General features: G+C 63.5%; 15 protein-coding genes. 9 read left to right on the top strand and 6 right to left on the bottom strand.

All coding sequences use genetic code 11. The features are described from left to right. The first annotated feature begins 11 nt into the window (after window positions 1-11). Window positions 12-608, top strand: coding sequence for a MarC family protein (locus HX803_RS00260; RefSeq protein WP_032890615.1), 597 nt, complete (start codon window positions 12-14; stop codon window positions 606-608). On the opposite strand, the gene HX803_RS00255 is transcribed toward HX803_RS00260, so the two are convergent. The 5 genes from HX803_RS00255 to cobG form a co-directional block, all read right to left on the bottom strand. Beyond that, on the bottom strand, window positions 605-1,384 hold the full coding sequence (locus HX803_RS00255; protein WP_178918438.1) for a hypothetical protein: 780 nt from the start codon (window positions 1,382-1,384) through the stop codon (window positions 605-607). The two genes, HX803_RS00260 and HX803_RS00255, sit on opposite strands and share 4 nt — an antisense overlap. Before the next feature lie 236 nt (window positions 1,385-1,620). Next, entirely contained in the window at window positions 1,621-3,258 is a 1,638-nt protein-coding gene (gene cobJ / locus HX803_RS00250) for a precorrin-3B C(17)-methyltransferase (RefSeq protein WP_178918437.1), read from the bottom strand. Then, complete coding sequence (locus tag HX803_RS00245) at window positions 3,258-3,989, bottom strand: precorrin-2 C(20)-methyltransferase (protein ID WP_178918436.1); 732 nt, start codon at window positions 3,987-3,989, stop codon at window positions 3,258-3,260. The genes cobJ and HX803_RS00245 overlap by 1 nt, the downstream gene beginning before the upstream one ends. Next, window positions 3,989-4,615: a precorrin-8X methylmutase gene (locus tag HX803_RS00240; RefSeq protein WP_016972527.1), complete on the bottom strand. Its 627-nt coding sequence runs from the start codon at window positions 4,613-4,615 to the stop codon at window positions 3,989-3,991. Before HX803_RS00240 ends, HX803_RS00245 begins: the two co-directional genes overlap by 1 nt. Then, window positions 4,608-5,954 (bottom strand): precorrin-3B synthase, encoded by a 1,347-nt coding sequence (gene cobG / locus HX803_RS00235; protein WP_178918435.1) that lies wholly within the window; start codon window positions 5,952-5,954, stop codon window positions 4,608-4,610. The genes HX803_RS00240 and cobG overlap by 8 nt, the downstream gene beginning before the upstream one ends. Before the next feature lie 38 nt (window positions 5,955-5,992). Here cobG and cbiE point away from each other — a divergent pair, with 38 nt between their 5' ends. Both cbiE and HX803_RS00225 read left to right on the top strand, forming a co-directional pair. Beyond that, window positions 5,993-7,198, top strand: coding sequence for a precorrin-6y C5,15-methyltransferase (decarboxylating) subunit CbiE (gene cbiE / locus HX803_RS00230; protein ID WP_178918434.1), 1,206 nt, complete (start codon window positions 5,993-5,995; stop codon window positions 7,196-7,198). After that, on the top strand, window positions 7,195-7,914 hold the full coding sequence (locus tag HX803_RS00225; protein ID WP_178918433.1) for a cobalt-precorrin-6A reductase: 720 nt from the start codon (window positions 7,195-7,197) through the stop codon (window positions 7,912-7,914). The genes cbiE and HX803_RS00225 overlap by 4 nt, the downstream gene beginning before the upstream one ends. 118 nt (window positions 7,915-8,032) lie before the next feature. Here HX803_RS00225 and HX803_RS00220 read toward each other — a convergent pair whose 3' ends face one another. Beyond that, window positions 8,033-8,281 (bottom strand): DUF6124 family protein, encoded by a 249-nt coding sequence (locus tag HX803_RS00220; RefSeq protein WP_178918432.1) that lies wholly within the window; start codon window positions 8,279-8,281, stop codon window positions 8,033-8,035. Between the two features lie 688 nt (window positions 8,282-8,969). On the opposite strand from HX803_RS00220, the gene HX803_RS00215 reads away from it, so the two are divergent. The 6 genes from HX803_RS00215 to HX803_RS00190 all read left to right on the top strand — a co-directional run bounded on the left by HX803_RS00215 (window position 8,970) and on the right by HX803_RS00190 (window position 16,223). Next, window positions 8,970-9,365 carry a DUF2946 domain-containing protein gene (locus HX803_RS00215; RefSeq protein ID WP_178918431.1) on the top strand — a complete coding sequence of 132 codons (396 nt, stop codon included), beginning with the start codon at window positions 8,970-8,972 and terminating at the stop codon, window positions 9,363-9,365. 46 nt (window positions 9,366-9,411) lie between these two features. Continuing rightward, window positions 9,412-9,894, top strand: a complete 483-nt coding sequence (locus HX803_RS00210; RefSeq protein ID WP_176997065.1) for a copper chaperone PCu(A)C — start codon at window positions 9,412-9,414, stop codon at window positions 9,892-9,894. An 11-nt stretch (window positions 9,895-9,905) separates the two neighbouring features. Continuing rightward, window positions 9,906-10,307, top strand: a complete 402-nt coding sequence (locus tag HX803_RS00205) for a DUF2946 domain-containing protein (protein ID WP_178918430.1) — start codon at window positions 9,906-9,908, stop codon at window positions 10,305-10,307. A gap of 93 nt (window positions 10,308-10,400) precedes the next feature. Continuing rightward, window positions 10,401-12,461 carry a TonB-dependent copper receptor gene (locus HX803_RS00200; RefSeq protein WP_178918429.1) on the top strand — a complete coding sequence of 687 codons (2,061 nt, stop codon included), beginning with the start codon at window positions 10,401-10,403 and terminating at the stop codon, window positions 12,459-12,461. 121 nt (window positions 12,462-12,582) lie between these two features. Continuing rightward, the gene (locus HX803_RS00195) at window positions 12,583-13,965 is read left to right on the top strand and encodes a PepSY domain-containing protein (protein WP_178918428.1); all 1,383 of its coding nucleotides are present in this window, start codon (window positions 12,583-12,585) and stop codon (window positions 13,963-13,965) included. Window positions 13,966-14,114: 149 nt separating this feature from the next. Further along, window positions 14,115-16,223, top strand: a complete 2,109-nt coding sequence (locus tag HX803_RS00190) for a TonB-dependent siderophore receptor (protein WP_178918427.1) — start codon at window positions 14,115-14,117, stop codon at window positions 16,221-16,223. Window positions 16,224-16,242: the final 19 nt, after the last annotated feature.

The following is a 16,242-nucleotide window of genomic DNA, read 5'->3' as shown; positions in this document are numbered from 1 at the left end:
GAGCCGCCCCCATGCTCCACGTGTTATTCAGCGTCTACCTGAAAATGCTGGTGCTCTACAGCCCGTTCTTCGTGCTGTCCTGTTTTATCAGCCTCACCCGTGGTTACTCCAGCAAGGAGCGCCGGCGCCTGGCCTGGAAAGTCGCGTTGGCCACCCTGGTGTCGAGCGTGTTGCTCTACCTGTTCGGCCGGGTCATTTTCAGCGTGTTCGGGATCACCGTGGACGCGTTCCGCATCGGCGCCGGCAGCGTGCTGTTCATCTCGGCCCTGGGCATGGCCCAAGGCAAGTCAGCGGTACAAACCGACAACGTGCAGCAAGACGTGACCATCGTACCGCTGACCATCCCCCTTACTGTCGGCCCCGGCACCATCGGTGCACTGCTGGTGATGGGCGTGAGCCAGCCCCACTGGGATGACAAGATCACCGCCATCCTCAGCATCGCGCTCGCCAGCTTCACTGTGGGTGTAGTGCTGTACCTGTCCAACCGCATCGAACGCATTCTTGGCGACCAGGGCTTGCAGATCGTCAGCCGGCTGATGGGCCTGTTCGTCTGCGCCCTGGCCGCGCAAATTATCTTTACCGGGGTTCGCGGCTACCTGGTGCCCTAGATCCGGTATTGGGCGATTGCCAACTGCACCTTGTCGCCCGCACTCTCGCGCATCAGCCGGAGGGTTTTTTCATTGACCACCGAGGTATTCAGCACCAGGCAGGTCTGCCCGCTGAAGGCCTCGAACGAGGAACTGTCCCACTCCAAAAAGGGCAGGCCCACCTGTTTGCTCACGCCGTGGGAACTGTACGTCACCAGCACCATCGTCACTTCCCCTGCGGTTTCGGCACACGACGCCAGGCCGAAATCGCCGCCCTGCTGCACCGTGCTGTTACGCTTGAACAACTCGAACGAGGCCGGTTGCTGCTTCAGCGCTTCCAGCGCGTCAGCCGCCAATTTGGGCAGTGCTGCCAACAGCGGCCCGGCCAGAGAGGTCGAAGCCAGCAGCGCCGCAATCATGTTCAGGGCCGCCAGTTGCACCGTCAGGCCCTTGCCGGAACTCGAGACGCGCTCGAAGCGGCTTCGCACCGGCAGCCAGCCCAGGCTGATCATCACCTTGATAAATTCATCGTACCAATGCTCTGTACCGCGATGGACCTTCAACACATCGCTGACGTAGCTGCTGGCAAGCAGGTAGCTCTTGCGGATGTACTCGCGGTTGAGGGCAGACATGCCCTCGACAAACGAGATCACCCCATTGTTCACCACGGCTGCATTGCTATCGTCCTCGGTATCCAGCGCCATGGAAGCACTGGCTCCCGGTGCGCCGGGCAGTTTGTAGGCGGCAATCAGTTTGCGCCGCTTCGCACTGAAGGTCCTTTTGTGATGTCGCTCCATTTTCCATTCTCCACAAGCGCCCCACATGGGGCTTGTGTTCACACTAGTCCAGCGGCGGCCGGGCTTTCCACGCAACAAACATCCCTTGCCTGCGCACCTGAAACAGCATCGTCCAGCAATCCCGTGGCGTTCGCGCACGCCTTCCGGCTTTCATCGCGCAAAAAAAGAAAAAGCCCCGAATGACAGCAGGAAAATCCCTCAACCATTCGGAGCTTTCTGGCAGTGGCCGGAGCGTTTCAGGACGCCGGTTTTTCACCATACCAACGCGGCGTGTATACCCACTCACCGCCACCGGCACGTGGAAACACGCAGGTGGTGGAGGAACCGATCAGCACCATGGTGCGCATGTCCACCTGTTCCGGGGTCAGCTGCCCCAGCGTGGTAACCCGCAGGGTCTGCCCCGGGCGGCCGATGTCGCGGCCCAGCACCACCGGCGTTTCAGGCGTGCGGTGCAGCGCGACGATTTCCAGGGCGCGACCTAATTGCCACGGGCGCGAACGGGAGATGGGGTTGTAGAACGCCAGCGCCAGGTCGGCCTGGGACGCCAAATCCAAACGCTTTTCGATGATCGCCCATGGCTTGAGGTTGTCCGACAGTGACATCACGCAAAAGTCATGACCCAACGGCGCACCGGCCTGTGCAGCCGTGGCCAGGGACGCCGAAACACCCGGCAGGATTTCCAGGTCGACCTGGTGCCAGGCCGGGTCGCTGGATTCATGCAACGCCTCGATCACCGCAGCGGCCATGGCGAATACGCCTGGGTCGCCGGACGACACCACCACCACCGAACGGCCCTGGGCCGCCAGCTCGAAGGCGTGACGCGCACGCTGCATTTCTTCACGGTTATCGGTGCAGTGTTGCACCTGATCGTCACGGAACGGCCCGGCCATGCGCACATAGGTTTCGTAGCCCAGCACATCGGTGCAGCGCGCCAGTTCAGCCTTGACGGCCGGCACCATCAACTCGGCGGCGCCAGGGCCCAGGCCAATCACCGCAAGACGACCACGCACGCGACCGACTCGGGACAGGTCCAGCGGTTGCTCGGCAACATCAATGACGATATCGGCGTCTTGGCTGACGCTGGCAAAACGCAGCGGCACACCCAGTGCCAACGCCGCTTCATGCAACGACGCATCGGCCATCTGCGTATCGCTCGCCAATAGGCACGCCAGGGATTGCACCGCGATACCCGCGTCATGCAGCACCGCCCGCACGCGCTCTGCCAGTTGCGCGCCTGGCTTGCAGGTCACGCTCACATTCTTTGGATAGATCAGCAACTCGTTGGCCGCAGGCACGCGCTCGGCACTGCCCACATGGATCGCCAAACGTGCCTGTTGATCCTGTGGCAGGTTCGCCTGGTCCAGCCACGGCGCGGCGCCTTCGATCCGCACGCTTTCGCCGGCCAACAGGTCCGAGACAAACCGCTTGCCCAGTTCCAGGTCGGCCAACTCATAGCCACTTGGCGGGTTGAGCAGGCAGGTGCCGAAACGCAACTCGCCACTGGTGGTGATTGCTGCGGCCACGTTCAACGCTGCAGCGATCTCCCGCGCCATGACATTCACACCGCCCAGGCCACCGAGCAACGGCACCACGGCGCTGCCGTCTTCGGCCACAGCCAGCACGGCAGGCTCTTCGCCTTTTTCCAGCAACAGCGGCGCCAGGGTACGAATCACGATGCCGGCCGCGCACAGCGCAATCAACGGCGTGCCTTGCTGATAAAGCTGGCGCAGGGTCGCACCAAATTCGCCATAGACCTGGTCTGCGCCCTCGACACGGCCCGCCAGGCCATGGATCAGCGCGCCCGGGTAAACCTGCTGGATCTTGCGCGCAGTGGCCAGGCTGCGCTGGCCCAAAATAACAATCGCCGGGCTCATCAACCTTGCCACCGTTCACCGGGCACGATGATCAGCGAGAAGTAAGGCGACGACGACGGATCGACCTGATCCAGCGGCACGATCTTCTGATTGGCCATGGTGGCGCGCTCCACATACAGCGCACGCCCGGCCAGGCCGAGCTCTTCCAGCACTTGGCGCACCTTGGGAAAGTTGCGCCCGAGCTTCATGATCACCGCCGCATCGGCGTCTGCCAGGCGGCGCTTGAGGTCGTCATGGGGCAGCACGCCCGAGAGCACCGACAGGCTCTGGTTGCGGTACACCAGCGGCGCACCCAGCACCGAAGCGCCGCCGAGCATCGAGCACACGCCCGGAATGACCTGCGCTTCATAGCGCTCGGCGAGGCGGTCGTGCAGGTACATGTAGGAGCCGTAGAAGAACGGGTCACCTTCACAGATCACCGCCACGTCGCGGCCGGCGTCCAGGTGCGCTGCCACGTCGACGCTGGCCGCGTCGTAGAAATCGCTGATCACTTGCTCATAGGACATCGGCGCGGGCAGCACTTCGGTGGTCACCGGGTACACCAGCGGCATCAGGGTCTGCTGGGGCACCAGGTGATCCTCGATGATGCCGAAGGCGTTGCCCTTCTTGCCCTTGGCCACGAAGTACGCCACCACCGGCGACTCACGCAGCAGGCGCAGGGCCTTGAGGGTGATCAGTTCCGGGTCGCCAGGGCCCACGCCCAGGCCGATCAAACGTCCGCGTGCCTGCATTATTCGACCTCCGTGGCCAGAGCATTCACCGCAGCGGCGGCCATGGCACTACCGCCCAGGCGGCCCTGCATGATCACGAACGGCACGCCACGGCTGTCGGCCGCCAGCATCGCCTTGGATTCAGCGGCGCCGACAAACCCGACCGGGAAGCCGAGGATCAACGCCGGTTTCGGTGCGCCGGCGTCGAGCATTTCCAGCAGGTAGAACAAGGCGGTTGGCGCGTTGCCGATCACCACCACGCTGCCTTCCAGGTGCGGGCGCCACAGTTCCAGGGCGGCGGCGGAGCGGGTGTTGCCCAGCTCACGCGCCAGCTCCGGCACGCTGTCGTCGCGCAGGGTGCAGATCACCGCGTTGTTGGCGGGCAGGCGCGCACGGGTCACGCCTTCGGAGACCATCCGCGCATCGCACAGGATCGGCGCGCCGGCCGCCAGCGCATCGCGCCCGGCCTTGCCTGCGCCTTCGGAGAATTGCAGGCCGTCGATGGCCTCGACCATGCCGCAGGCATGGATCACCCGCACCGCGAGTTTTTCCAAATCGGCCGGGATACGGTCCAACTTGGCTTCCGCGCGAATAATGGCGAAGGAGTTGCGATAGATCTCCTGACCGTCGCGGATGTAATCAATCATCGGTGTTGCTCCGTGGGCGGGCGCGCAGCAAGGCGCCCGTCGCTTCAATAGAAAGGGTGCGCGCGTGCAGCCGGCCAAAGCCTGGGTAGGCGGCATCGCGAAAATAGAGGTCGTAGTGGCCAGGGCTCACGGCCAGCAGGGTCACCGGCGCGGTGTGTGCGGCGGCGCAGGAACGGAGGCAGCCAGACAGGTGCACGTCGTGCCCGGTGTCCAGGGCGGCGAGTTGCATGGCGTCAGCCTTGGTGTCGGCCTGTGCCTTGCCGCAGCCGCTGGAGCCAGTGCAGGCGGTCATGCGCGCCAGAGGTTGGTCGACTGAACAGAGGAAGCCCAGTTGCGCCAGGCGTTCGGTCACGGCCTGCGGTTTTTCGACATTGGGCAGCAGCACGCCCTGCCAAGGGGTGAAGCGCAGGGTGCCGTCGCCGTATTCGCTGGCCAGTTGTGCGGCGCCGTTGAGCATCGTCGAATCCAGGCGGCCCAAGGGCGCGATGGTCGCGACGTAGAAAAGATTCGTTTGCGCTTGTGGATAAGTGCCGAGGTGCAGCGAAGCGCTGCTGGACGGGCGTTTGAAGCCATCCGGCGGCAGCAACGGCAGATTGAGGAGGCTCAATAACTTATCCACAGCCAGATGACGCATGCGGGTTTGCTCGGGCGTGGCGAGGTCGAGAAACGCTTCCAGCACAGCCACGACCAGAGCATGCCCTTGATCCAACGGCACGGCGGCCACCGGCGCATCCAGCCCCGGGCAACCGGCCAGGCCAAACGCGAGCAGCGTGTGGCCATCGCGCACGAACGCCGACAGCCACAGGTCATGGTGATGTTCGAGCATCGCCAGGGCTTCGCCGCCATCCAGTTGCACGGCGAACTTGGCCGACAGCTCGTGAAAACGCGGGTGGTTCTGCAGGGTATTCAGGATCTGTTCGGCCAGCGGGCGCGTGTCGAACAGCATCTGCGGGTCGATGCCGGCGCTGGGGCTGAGCATCAGGTTGCGCACATCGTCGCCGGCGGCGTTATTGGGCCCCAGGCCTGCGGCCAACAGCATCGCGATCAAGGCGTCTTCTTCGGCGCCAATCCCGCGGATCTGCAAGTTGGCGCGGTTGGTGGCCTCGATCACCCCGCCCGCATAGGCCTGCGCCGCGTCCGCCACCGCGTGGGCTTGGGCGGCGGTGATGGAACCCCCGGCCAATTTGATCCGGCAAATGCCGCCGTCCAACGCCTGGACAATACGCAGCAACCCCGGACAAGCCGAGGGGCGCAAGGTATTCACAGCGGGCGTCTGGTTCACGGGGCTACCGGTTGACGGGTAAAGGCGCGGTATTATGCCTGCTTTGTCCGGCGGCATGAAAAGCCTGCCCGTCGGATGTCGTTCAAGGAATTCATATGTCGCCCTGGCTGACGGTTGTAGGCATCGGTGAAGACGGCTTCAAGGGGCTGGGCAGGAATGCCCGGCATGCCCTGCTGCGCGCCACGCGGATTATAGGTGCTCAGCGCCAGTTGGACCTGTTGCCGGTGTGTATTCGCGGCGAGCGTGAGGTGTGGCCGAGCCCTTTCTCCCTGGAACCGGTACTGGCGCGGCGCGGGGAACCGGTGTGCGTGCTGGCCAGCGGCGATCCGATGTTCTATGGCGTGGGCGCGAGCCTGGCGCGGCAGGTGGCGGCGGATGAGTTGCTGATCTTGCCGGCGCCGTCGTCGGTATCGCTGGCAGCGGCGCGGTTGGGTTGGCCGTTGCAGGACGTGGTGACGTTGTCTGTGGTGGCTCGGCCGTTGGCGGCGCTGAATGCGCACCTGGCCAGTGGCGTGCGGTTGTTGGTGTTGAGCAATGACGGTCGCAGCCCGGCGTTGATTGCCGCTTTGTTGGCTTCGTGCGGATTTGGGCCGAGCCGCATTTCTGTGTTTGAACACCTGGGCGGCGCGAATGAGCGGCGTCTCGATGGGCAGGCTGCAGATTGGCAACACGCTTGCGTCGCCGATTTGAACCTGGTTGCGATCGACTGCGTGGCTGACCCGCAGGTTGTGCGCCTGTCACGTCTGGCCGGCTTGCCGGATTCGGCCTTCAAACACGACGGCCAACTGACCAAACGCGACGTACGCGCCATGACCCTCGCCCGCCTCGCGCCAATGCCCGGCGAATTGCTGTGGGATGTGGGCGCGGGCAGTGGCTCCATCGGCATTGAATGGATGCGCACTCACCCCAGTTGCCGCGCAGTGGCGATTGAAGCCGATGAAGGTCGCCAAGGTTTGATCGAACACAACCGCGATGCGCTGGGTGTGCCTGGGCTGCAGCTGGTTCGCGGCAAGGCACCGGACGCGCTGCAAGGTTTGGAAGCACCGGATGCCATCTTCATCGGCGGTGGCGTCACCCGCGACGGCGTGCTCGACACCTGCTGGCAACAGCTGCGACCAGGCGGACGGTTGGTTGCCAATGCTGTAACCCTGCAAAGTGAAATGGCCTTGATGGAATGGCGCGCCCGGCATGGCGGCGAACTGACGCGCATCCACGTGGCCCAGGCGCAGCCGCTGGGGGAGTTTGATACGTGGCGGCAGGCGTTGCCGATCACCTTGCTGGACGTGGTCAAGCCGCTATGAAGCGCATCCTGCTGCTGGGCGGCGTGACGGAAGCCCTGGCCATTGCCCGCACATTGGGCCCGGAACATATCTACAGCCTGGCCGGCGTTGGGCGCGTGCCGATCGATCTGAACTGCCAAGTGCGGGTCGGTGGTTATGGTGGCGCCGAGGGCTTGGCGCAGTTTGTTCGGGATGAGGGGGTTGGCCTGATTCTCGACGCGACTCATCCGTATGCGGCGCAGATCAGCCGGAATGCGGCCGAAGCTGCGCAGCTGGGTGGCGTGCCTTGTTGGGCATTGCGACGCCCGGCGTGGCAGCCGCAGGCAGGAGATGATTGGCGAGAGGTCAGTGATTGGGCTTCGTTGATCGAATCGCTCAAACCTTTCAAGCGCCCGCTGTTCACGCTGGGGCGCGAGCCGTTGCAGCACCTCGACGAAATCCCCGTCGAACAGTTTTGGACGCTGCGCGCACTGGATGTGTACCCCGGGAATGACCGGTGTGAAGTGATCGGCGCGCGCGGGCCGTTTCTGATCGAGGACGAGCGTGCGTTGTTTGAGCGACGCGGCATTGATGTGTTGATCAGCAAGAACAGCGGCAGCACCGCGACGGAGCCGAAGCTGGAAGTGGCGCGGGAGCTTGGAATACCGGTGCTTGTCTTGAAGCGGCCGGTGTTGGCAGCGGTGGATCGGGAGTTCACCAACGTGGCTGCGGTGCTGCAGGCAATCACCACGCTGTAAACACCACTGATCCCCTGTGGGAGCGGGCTTGCCCGCGATAGCGTCCTGTCAGCCAACTCATCTATAACTGATGTACCGCAATCGCGGGCAAGCCCGCTCCCACATTTGGACGGTGTTATCAGGCTACAGTTGTCGCTGGGCCGCAGCCCTTGTGCACACGATCAGCCAGCAACTGCGCCAATTCAATCAATTGCGCAACGCCCAACAATTCCTCCCGTTTCGAGCCTTCCAGGCTAAACGCAAGATCGCAGCTCAGCGCATTAGCTGAGGCGAGGGTTTCGCTGAGGTTGACCAGCAGGTCTTCGGCGCTGATGCCGTCGGCAACGGTGAAGAGCCGAACGGGGGGATTGGGGGTGGGTTTGATCATTGTGAAGCTCCTTAGGAAAGTGGAGCTGCCACTGATTCGCCGCGACGCGATAGAGGGTGGCAGCTGTACGCAGGTTCGCGGACCGGTCCTAAGGAAACCCGGCATACCCGAAGGTATCCCGCGCACAGCCGCCATAGCGCCGCACAGTAGACGATAAAAAAGCGTCAACTGAAAGCAGACGATGACGCTTAGCGTCCATAGGAACCCGGGCCGCGACGCCCGGCCGCTGAGTTTGCAGCGGTGTACGGAGACTAGGGATTGAGTTTCTTAGGGGCAACCTTAAAGGCTTGTCGGATATTTCTGTTGACCGATCGTTCCCACGCTCTGCATGGAAACGCATCCTGTGACGCTCCGCATCACGACTTCAAAGGCAGACCCGGAGCGTCCAGGGCTGCATTCCCAGAACGTGGGAACAATCAATTCGAGCCGAGTGCAGTCCTAAATGTGGGAGCGGGCTTGCTCGCGAAGACTGTGTGTCAGCCACCACATGTATGGCTGACACTCCGCTTTCGCGGGCAAGCCCGCTCCCACATTTAGAGCTGCGTTGCCTTTGAGATCGGCAACCTCTCAGTTCCCGTCTATCCTGAAACCGGCAGCTGCGACACCAAACCACACCGCCCCTTTTTACTTATCCCCTACGATCAGGCTAAATACCCGCCTGATCGTTTAACCCTACGGATTGTCCGCCATGGCCCGTCAACGCTTTGCAATTGTGTGGATCGCCTGCTTTGCAGTGCTGTTCAACGCCTTTGCCATGCCGATGGCCGGGGCGATGCAGCAGTCCCAGGACCCGGTGCAGCAATTGCTGTGGGGCAGTTTCTGCTCCTCCAATGGGGCGAGTTTCAAGACGATTGCCCTGGGCAAGCTGGAGATCCCGGCGCCGCAGCAGGACGACCACTCCACCATGCAGCATTGCTGGTGTTGCTCGGGCTCGGCGCCGTTGGTGGCGCTGCCGGGGCATGTGCCGCAGTTGTACCTCACCCAATTCAACACCTCACAGAGCTTGCCGCCGCCCCGGCTGCTAAGCCCGACCCCGCGCCAGCAATGGCCAAGCCTCAACCCGCGCGCCTCTCCAACGGTCTGATTTCTTCGCAAGTGAACTGCGTTTAGAACCGTTCTGGAGAACTGCCATGCTCAAATCTTCCCTGCTTCTGGCTGCGATGTTGTTGCCGGTGTTCAGTGCTGCCAATGCCGATGACTACAAGGCCGGCGACCTGGTGGTCAGCGAACCCTGGTCCCAGGAGTTGCCGCCCAACGCGCCCACCGTCGCGGCGTATTTCGTGATTCACAACACCGGCGCAACGCCGGACCGCCTGCTCAGCGTCGAGACGCCGGTGGCGGACAAGGCCGAGCTGCACGAACACGTCATGCAAGGCGACCTGATGAAGATGCAGCAAGTGCCCAGCGTCGCCGTGCCGGCCAAGGGTGACCTGACCTTCGCACCCATGGCGTATCACGTGATGCTGCTGGGCCTCAAAGACCGCAGCCTGTTGGCCGACGGCAAACAATTCCCGCTGACCCTGACCTTCGAAAAAGCCGGCAAGGTCGAGGTGGAAGTGTCGGTACAGAAAGTACCCCCGATGGCCGGCCACGCGCACAAGCACCCGCAATAGGCTGAGATTCGATGGGCGCCCCCCGCGCCAGGTTCTCTCCACACGCCCATGTAAGACGCGGCGGGTGGATCAGCCTGTTCGCCATGCTGATGATCTTTATCGGTCCGCTGATTTCCCAAGCGATGCCGATGGATCATCACGCCGGTATGTCGATGAGCATGTCCATGGACATGCCGATGGACCACGCCGGTTCCCATCACCCCAAAGCCCCTGACGAACACCACGCCCTCTGGTCCAAGTGCGGCTATTGCGACTTGCTCTACAGCTGCCCCGCGCTGCCCGGCGGCACGTCAATGTTCACCCTGGGCAGCCCGCCGCCCGCCAACGCCCTCACCCCCGCAACGCGCCTGGGCCATGCCCGGCAGAGCATCTTCCCCGGCGCCCGCAGTCGCGCCCCGCCCATCAACGCGTAAGCACTTCACAGCGTTACTTCACCCCGGCCGACTTTAGACAGACAGCCGCAGGCTGCTGGCCGTGTTGTTTACGATTGATTGATGGAATTTGTCATGTCCAGGTTTTCTGCTGACACCCGTTTGGGAAGCACTCCCGTGGTCGCCGTTCTGTGCGGCGCCCTTTTGGCACCACAGGTGTATGCCGACGAACACGAACTGAGCCCTACTGTGATCACGGCGATCGCCCCCAGCTCACCGCTCACCGTGGTCACCCACCCGAAAGACCCGCGCCAGCCGGTGCCCGCCAGCGATGGCGGCGACTACCTCAAAACCATCCCCGGCTTTGCCCTGGTGCGCAACGGCGGCACCAATGGCGACCCGGTACTGCGCGGCATGTTCGGTTCACGCCTGAACATCCTCACCAACGGCAGCATGATGCTCGGCGCCTGCCCGGGCCGGATGGATGCGCCCACCTCGTACATTTCCCCGGAAACCTACGACAAACTCACGGTGATCAAAGGCCCGCAAACCGTGTTGTGGGGCCCCGGTGCGTCAGCTGGCACCATCCTGTTCGAGCGTGAGCCGGAGCAGTTCGGCGAGTTGGGCACGCGCCTCAACGCCAGTGTGCTGGCCGGTTCCAACGGGCGCTTTGACAAGGTGATCGATGCCGCGGCCGGCGGCCCGTTGGGTTATGTGCGCGTGATCGGCAACCAGGCCCATGCCGACGATTACAAGGACGGCAACAACGACACCGTCGCCTCGCGCTATGACAAATGGAACGGCGACGTCGCCGTCGGCTTCACCCCCGACGCCGACACCTTGCTGGAACTCACGGCCGGCCGTGGCGATGGCGAAGCTCGTTACGCCGGGCGCGGCATGGACGGCTCGCAGTTCCTGCGCGAGAGCCTCGGGCTGCGCTTTGAGAAGTCCAACCTCGGCGAGGTGCTGGATAAGGTCGAAGCCCAGGTCTACTACAACTACGCCGACCACGTGATGGACAACTACAGCCTGCGCGTTCCGTCCGGCACCGGGATGATGGCGGGGCCGATGGCGTCCAACGTCGACCGGCGCACCCTCGGCGCTCGCATCAAGGCCACCTGGCGCTGGGCCGATGTGCAGCTGATCGGCGGTCTGGATGCCCAGACCAACGAACACCGCCAGCGCAGCAGCATGGGCATCGACACCTACAAGGACCTGCCCCGGGTCAAGGACGCCAACTTCCACAACTACGGTGTGTTCGGCGAACTCACCTGGTACGCCGCCGACCGCGAGCGCCTGATCACCGGTGCCCGACTGGACCGCGCCTCGGCCAAGGATTTCCGGCAGACCACCGGTTCCGGCATGAGCACCCGCCCCAACCCGACGGCCGACAACACCCGCGCCGACACCCTGCCCTCGGGCTTCCTGCGCTACGAGCACGACCTGGCCGACAGCCCTACCACGCTCTACGCGGGCCTGGGCCACTCGGAGCGCTTCCCGGATTACTGGGAGCTGTTTTCGCCTAACACGGGCGCGGTCGGTTCGGTGAATGCGTTCGATGGCGTGAAACCGGAAAAAACCACCCAACTCGACTTTGGCGCGCAATACAAAGCCGAAGCGCTTGAAGCCTGGGCTTCGGGCTATATCGGCCGTGTGCAGGACTTCATCCTGTTCGACTACCGGCCCGGGATGATGGGCACCACCTCCCAGGCGCGCAATGTCGACGCGCGCATCATGGGCGGCGAACTGGGCGCGGCGTACAAGCTGACGCGCCACTGGAAAGCCGACGCCACCCTCGCCTACGCCTGGGGCAAGAACAGCAGTGACGGCAAGGCCCTGCCGCAAATCCCACCGCTGGACGCGCGCCTGGGTCTCACCTACAGCGAAGACGACTGGAGCGCCGGCGCCTTGTGGCGGGTGGTCGCGGCGCAACACCGCATTGATCAGAACAAGGGCAACGTGGTCGGCAAGGACTTCGACAAGAGTGCGGGGTTTGGCGTGTTCTCGCTGAACGCGGCGTACCGCATCAATAAACATTTCAAGGTCAGCACCGGCGTCGACAACCTGTTCGGCAAGGCCTATGCCGAGCACTTGAACCTGGCCGGCAACGCCGGGTTCGGCTACCCGGCCAGTGACCCGCAAGCCATCAAGGAGCCAGGGCGCACGCTCTGGACCAAGGTGGATATGAGCTTCTAAGAGCATCGCAGGCAAGCCAGCTCCCACCTTTGATTTGTGAATACATTCAAAGGTGGGAGCTGGCTTGCCCGCGATGGCGGCATAACTGACAACAATTTTTAAAGCCTTGCGGAGCACCCTGATGACCACTCAAAAAGTTTCCTTCTACAACCTGGCCTGGCGCTGGCATTTCTACGCTGGGCTGTTCGTTGCCCCCTTCATGGTGCTGCTGGCCCTGACCGGCATCATCTACCTGTTCAAACCCCAGCTCGACCCGCTGATGTACGGCGACCTGCTTAAGGTCCAAACCGCTGAACATGCCCTGACCGCCGACGAGCAACTGGCACGCGCCAAAGCGGCCTACCCCAATGCCGCCATCAGCAAATACCTGCCACCCGCCGACGCCACCGCCAGCGCGCAGTTCGTGATGCACAAGGAAGGCCGCGAAGTGACAGTGTTCGTCGACCCTTATCGCGGCACGGTACTCGGCGAGCAGGATTCGAAGTACAACCTGCAAGCCATCGCCCGCGCCCTGCACGGCGAGTTGATGATCGGCACCGTTGGCGATCGTCTGGTGGAGCTCGCTGCCGGCTGGGGTGTGATGCTGGTGGTGTCGGGCGTGTACCTGTGGTGGCCGCGTGGCAAGTCTTCGGCAGGCGTGCTGTGGCCTCGTTTCAGTAGCCGCGGCCGCGTGTTCTGGCGTGACCTGCACGCCGTCGCCGGCTTCTGGGGCGCCGCCTTCCTGCTGGTGATGCTGCTCAGTGGCATGACCTGGACCGGCTTCTGGGGCAAGCAGTACGCCGACCTGTGGAACACCTTCCCGGCGGCGATGTGGAACAACGTGCCGCAGTCCGACCAACAGGCGCGCATCCTCAATACTGCCAGCCAACAGACCGTGCCGTGGGCCCTGGAAAACACGCCGATGCCGATGTCCGGCGACCACGCCGAGCACATGAACCACGGCGCCATGCACTCAGGTCCGGCCGCGCCGACCGTGCGCCTGCAACAGGTGGTCGACCTGGCCAACGCACGCAAGGTCGAGCCGGGCTACAGCATCACCTTCCCGACCACCGCCACCGGTGTGTTCACCGTCGCGGTGTTCGCCAACGACCCACGCAACGACGCCACCCTGCACGTGGACCAGTACACCGGCAAGGTGCTGGCCGATGTGCGCTGGGAGCACTACAACACGGTCGCCCGTGCAACGGAAACCGGCGTGATGCTGCACGAAGGCAAGATGTTCGGCTGGGTCAATCAGCTGATCGTGCTGTTGATTTGCCTGATGATTCTGCTCAGCGCGGTCAGCGGTGTGGTGATCTGGTGGAAGCGTCGCCCGGCCGGCGGCTTGGGTGTTCCACCGCTGCGCCATGACCTGCCGAAATGGAAAACCGCGATGGTGATCATGCTGGCGCTGGCGATTGTTTTCCCGCTGGTGGGCGCCTCGTTGATCGTGGTGTGGGCACTGGATCGCCTAGTGCTGTCACGCTTCTTCGGCCAACATGAATCTGCCTCAGGTTCTGCATGAACCCTGCGAGATGCCCATGGCAGAAGCCTTCTGTAGCCTTGCGCGACTTTTGTCCCGCAGCCAATAAGTGTTAACTTATAACACTTTCTGCGTTATCGTTGCTCGCCGCGCCTCGCGGCGAGCATCCCTCCAAGAAGACTGATCGACCGATGAACAAGTACCTTGCGTCCGGCGTGTGCCTGCTCGCCCTGCATAACAGCGCCCAGGCCCTGACCCTGCCCGTCAGTCCCATCACCGCGCCGGCCGTCGATGAAGAACGCATCGACCTGGACACCCCGACCACCGCCGGTTCACGCCTGAACCTCACGGCACGGCAAACCCCGGGCAGCGTCGAAAGCCAGACCGGTGAAAAGATCCGCGAACGCGGCGATGCCAGCGTGCAGGACGCCATCTCCCGCGCCACCGGTATCACCCGCACCGGCACGCCGGGCGACGGCGGCACCTCGTTGCAGGCCCGCGGGTTTACCGGGCAAAGCTCGGTGCTGCAGCTGTACGACGGCCAGCGCATGTTCGACGGCGCCGGTACGTCCACCTTCCCGGTGGACACCTGGTCGGTGGAACGGGTGGACGTGCTGCGCGGCCCCGCCTCAGTGATGTACGGCCAGGGCGCCACCGGTGCGGTGATCAATACCATCGCGAAAAAGCCGTTTGAAGGCGAGATCGAAAACCATGTCCGCCTGGGCTACGGCTCCTACGATCGCCAACAGCAAGCCCTCGACAGTGGCGGCTCGCTGACCGACACCCTGAGCTATCGCCTGAACGTCAACCGCCTGCGCAGCAACGGCTTCATCGACCGGGGCGACTCGTCCAGCGACTTCGTCAGCGGCGCCCTGCGCTGGCAACCGGCCGACAACCTGAGCTTTACCCTGGCCCACGACTACGGCGACCAGACCCCGCAGAACGACTACGGCACGCCGCTGATCAACGGCCAGTTGCACAAAGGCCTGCGGGATAAGAACTATAACGTCAGCAACGCCATCCAGCACTACAACGACCAGTGGACCCGCCTGACCAGCGAGTGGCAGATCAACGACAACGTCACCGCCACCAACGAGCTGTCGTACCTGAAAAACCAGCGCCGCTGGCAGAACGCCGAGAGCTACAACTACGTCGACGGCGGCCTGGTGCGACAGAGCTACCTGGGCATCAAGCACAACCAGGAACAGGTCGGCGACCGCCAGACCTTCACCTTTAAACACACCCTGTTCGGCCTCGACAGCCAGACCGTGGTCGGTGCCGAGTACAACCGCATCCGCTTCCGCCTGGCGAGCAACGCGCCGTTCGATGACGCCACCGCAAGCGGCCAGCCGGTGGACATCAACCACCCGGTGCCACAGCCTTTCGAAAGCGCCGACCCGTTCATCCCGCAGTCGGTCAGCACCACCAAACAGCTGGCGGGCTTTGCCGAGAACCGCCTGCAACTCACCGACAAGCTGTCGCTGATCACCGGTGTGCGCCGTGACTATCTGCACATCGACAATCAGGACCTGACTCCCGAGCACAACGACGCCAACAAGACCCTCACCGGCAACAACTGGAAGGCCGGCCTGGTCTATGCGCTCACCCCCGACACCTCGGTCTACGGCCAGTACGCCACCAGCACCGACGGCGTCGGCAGCCTGATCACCTTGAGCCCGAGCCAGCAGCAATTCGGCCTGTCCACTGCCAAACAGGCCGAGGTCGGCCTCAAGCAATCCTTCTGGGACCAGCGCGGCGAATGGACCCTGGCGGCCTATCACATCGTGAAGAAGAAACTGCTGGTGAGCATCCCCGGCACGAACCTCAAGGAACAGGTCGGCCAGCAATCGTCCAACGGCCTGGAAGCCAGCCTCGACCTGCAACTGCCAGACGCCTGGCAACTGCAAGCCAACGCGGCCATCGTGCGCGCGCAATACGATGACTTCTCCGAAGTGGTCGACGGCCAGTCGGTGTCGCGCAACGGCAACCGCCCCACCGACGTGCCGCGCCGCACCGCCAACCTGTGGTTGAGCAAGGCCGTGACCGACGACGTGCGCGCCGGCGCCGGCGTGCGCTACGTGGATTCGCGTTTCGCCGACACCGCCAACACCAATGAAATACCGAGCTACACCGTGGTCGACGCCACGGTGTCGTGGAAGGCCCTGCGCAACACCACCCTGGGCCTGCAATTGAACAACCTGTTCAACCGCACCTACGCCGTCAGCCAATACAACGAAGGCCAGCAGTGGATCCTGGGCGAGCCGCGCTCCTTCTTCGTCACGGCGGATTACACCTTCTAACTGAATACATACAAACCCA

The sequence above is a fragment of the Pseudomonas sp. P7548 genome, from assembly GCF_013386585.1.
GTDB lineage: Bacteria > Pseudomonadota > Gammaproteobacteria > Pseudomonadales > Pseudomonadaceae > Aquipseudomonas.
This window is presented reverse-complemented; position numbering and strand designations above follow the sequence as displayed.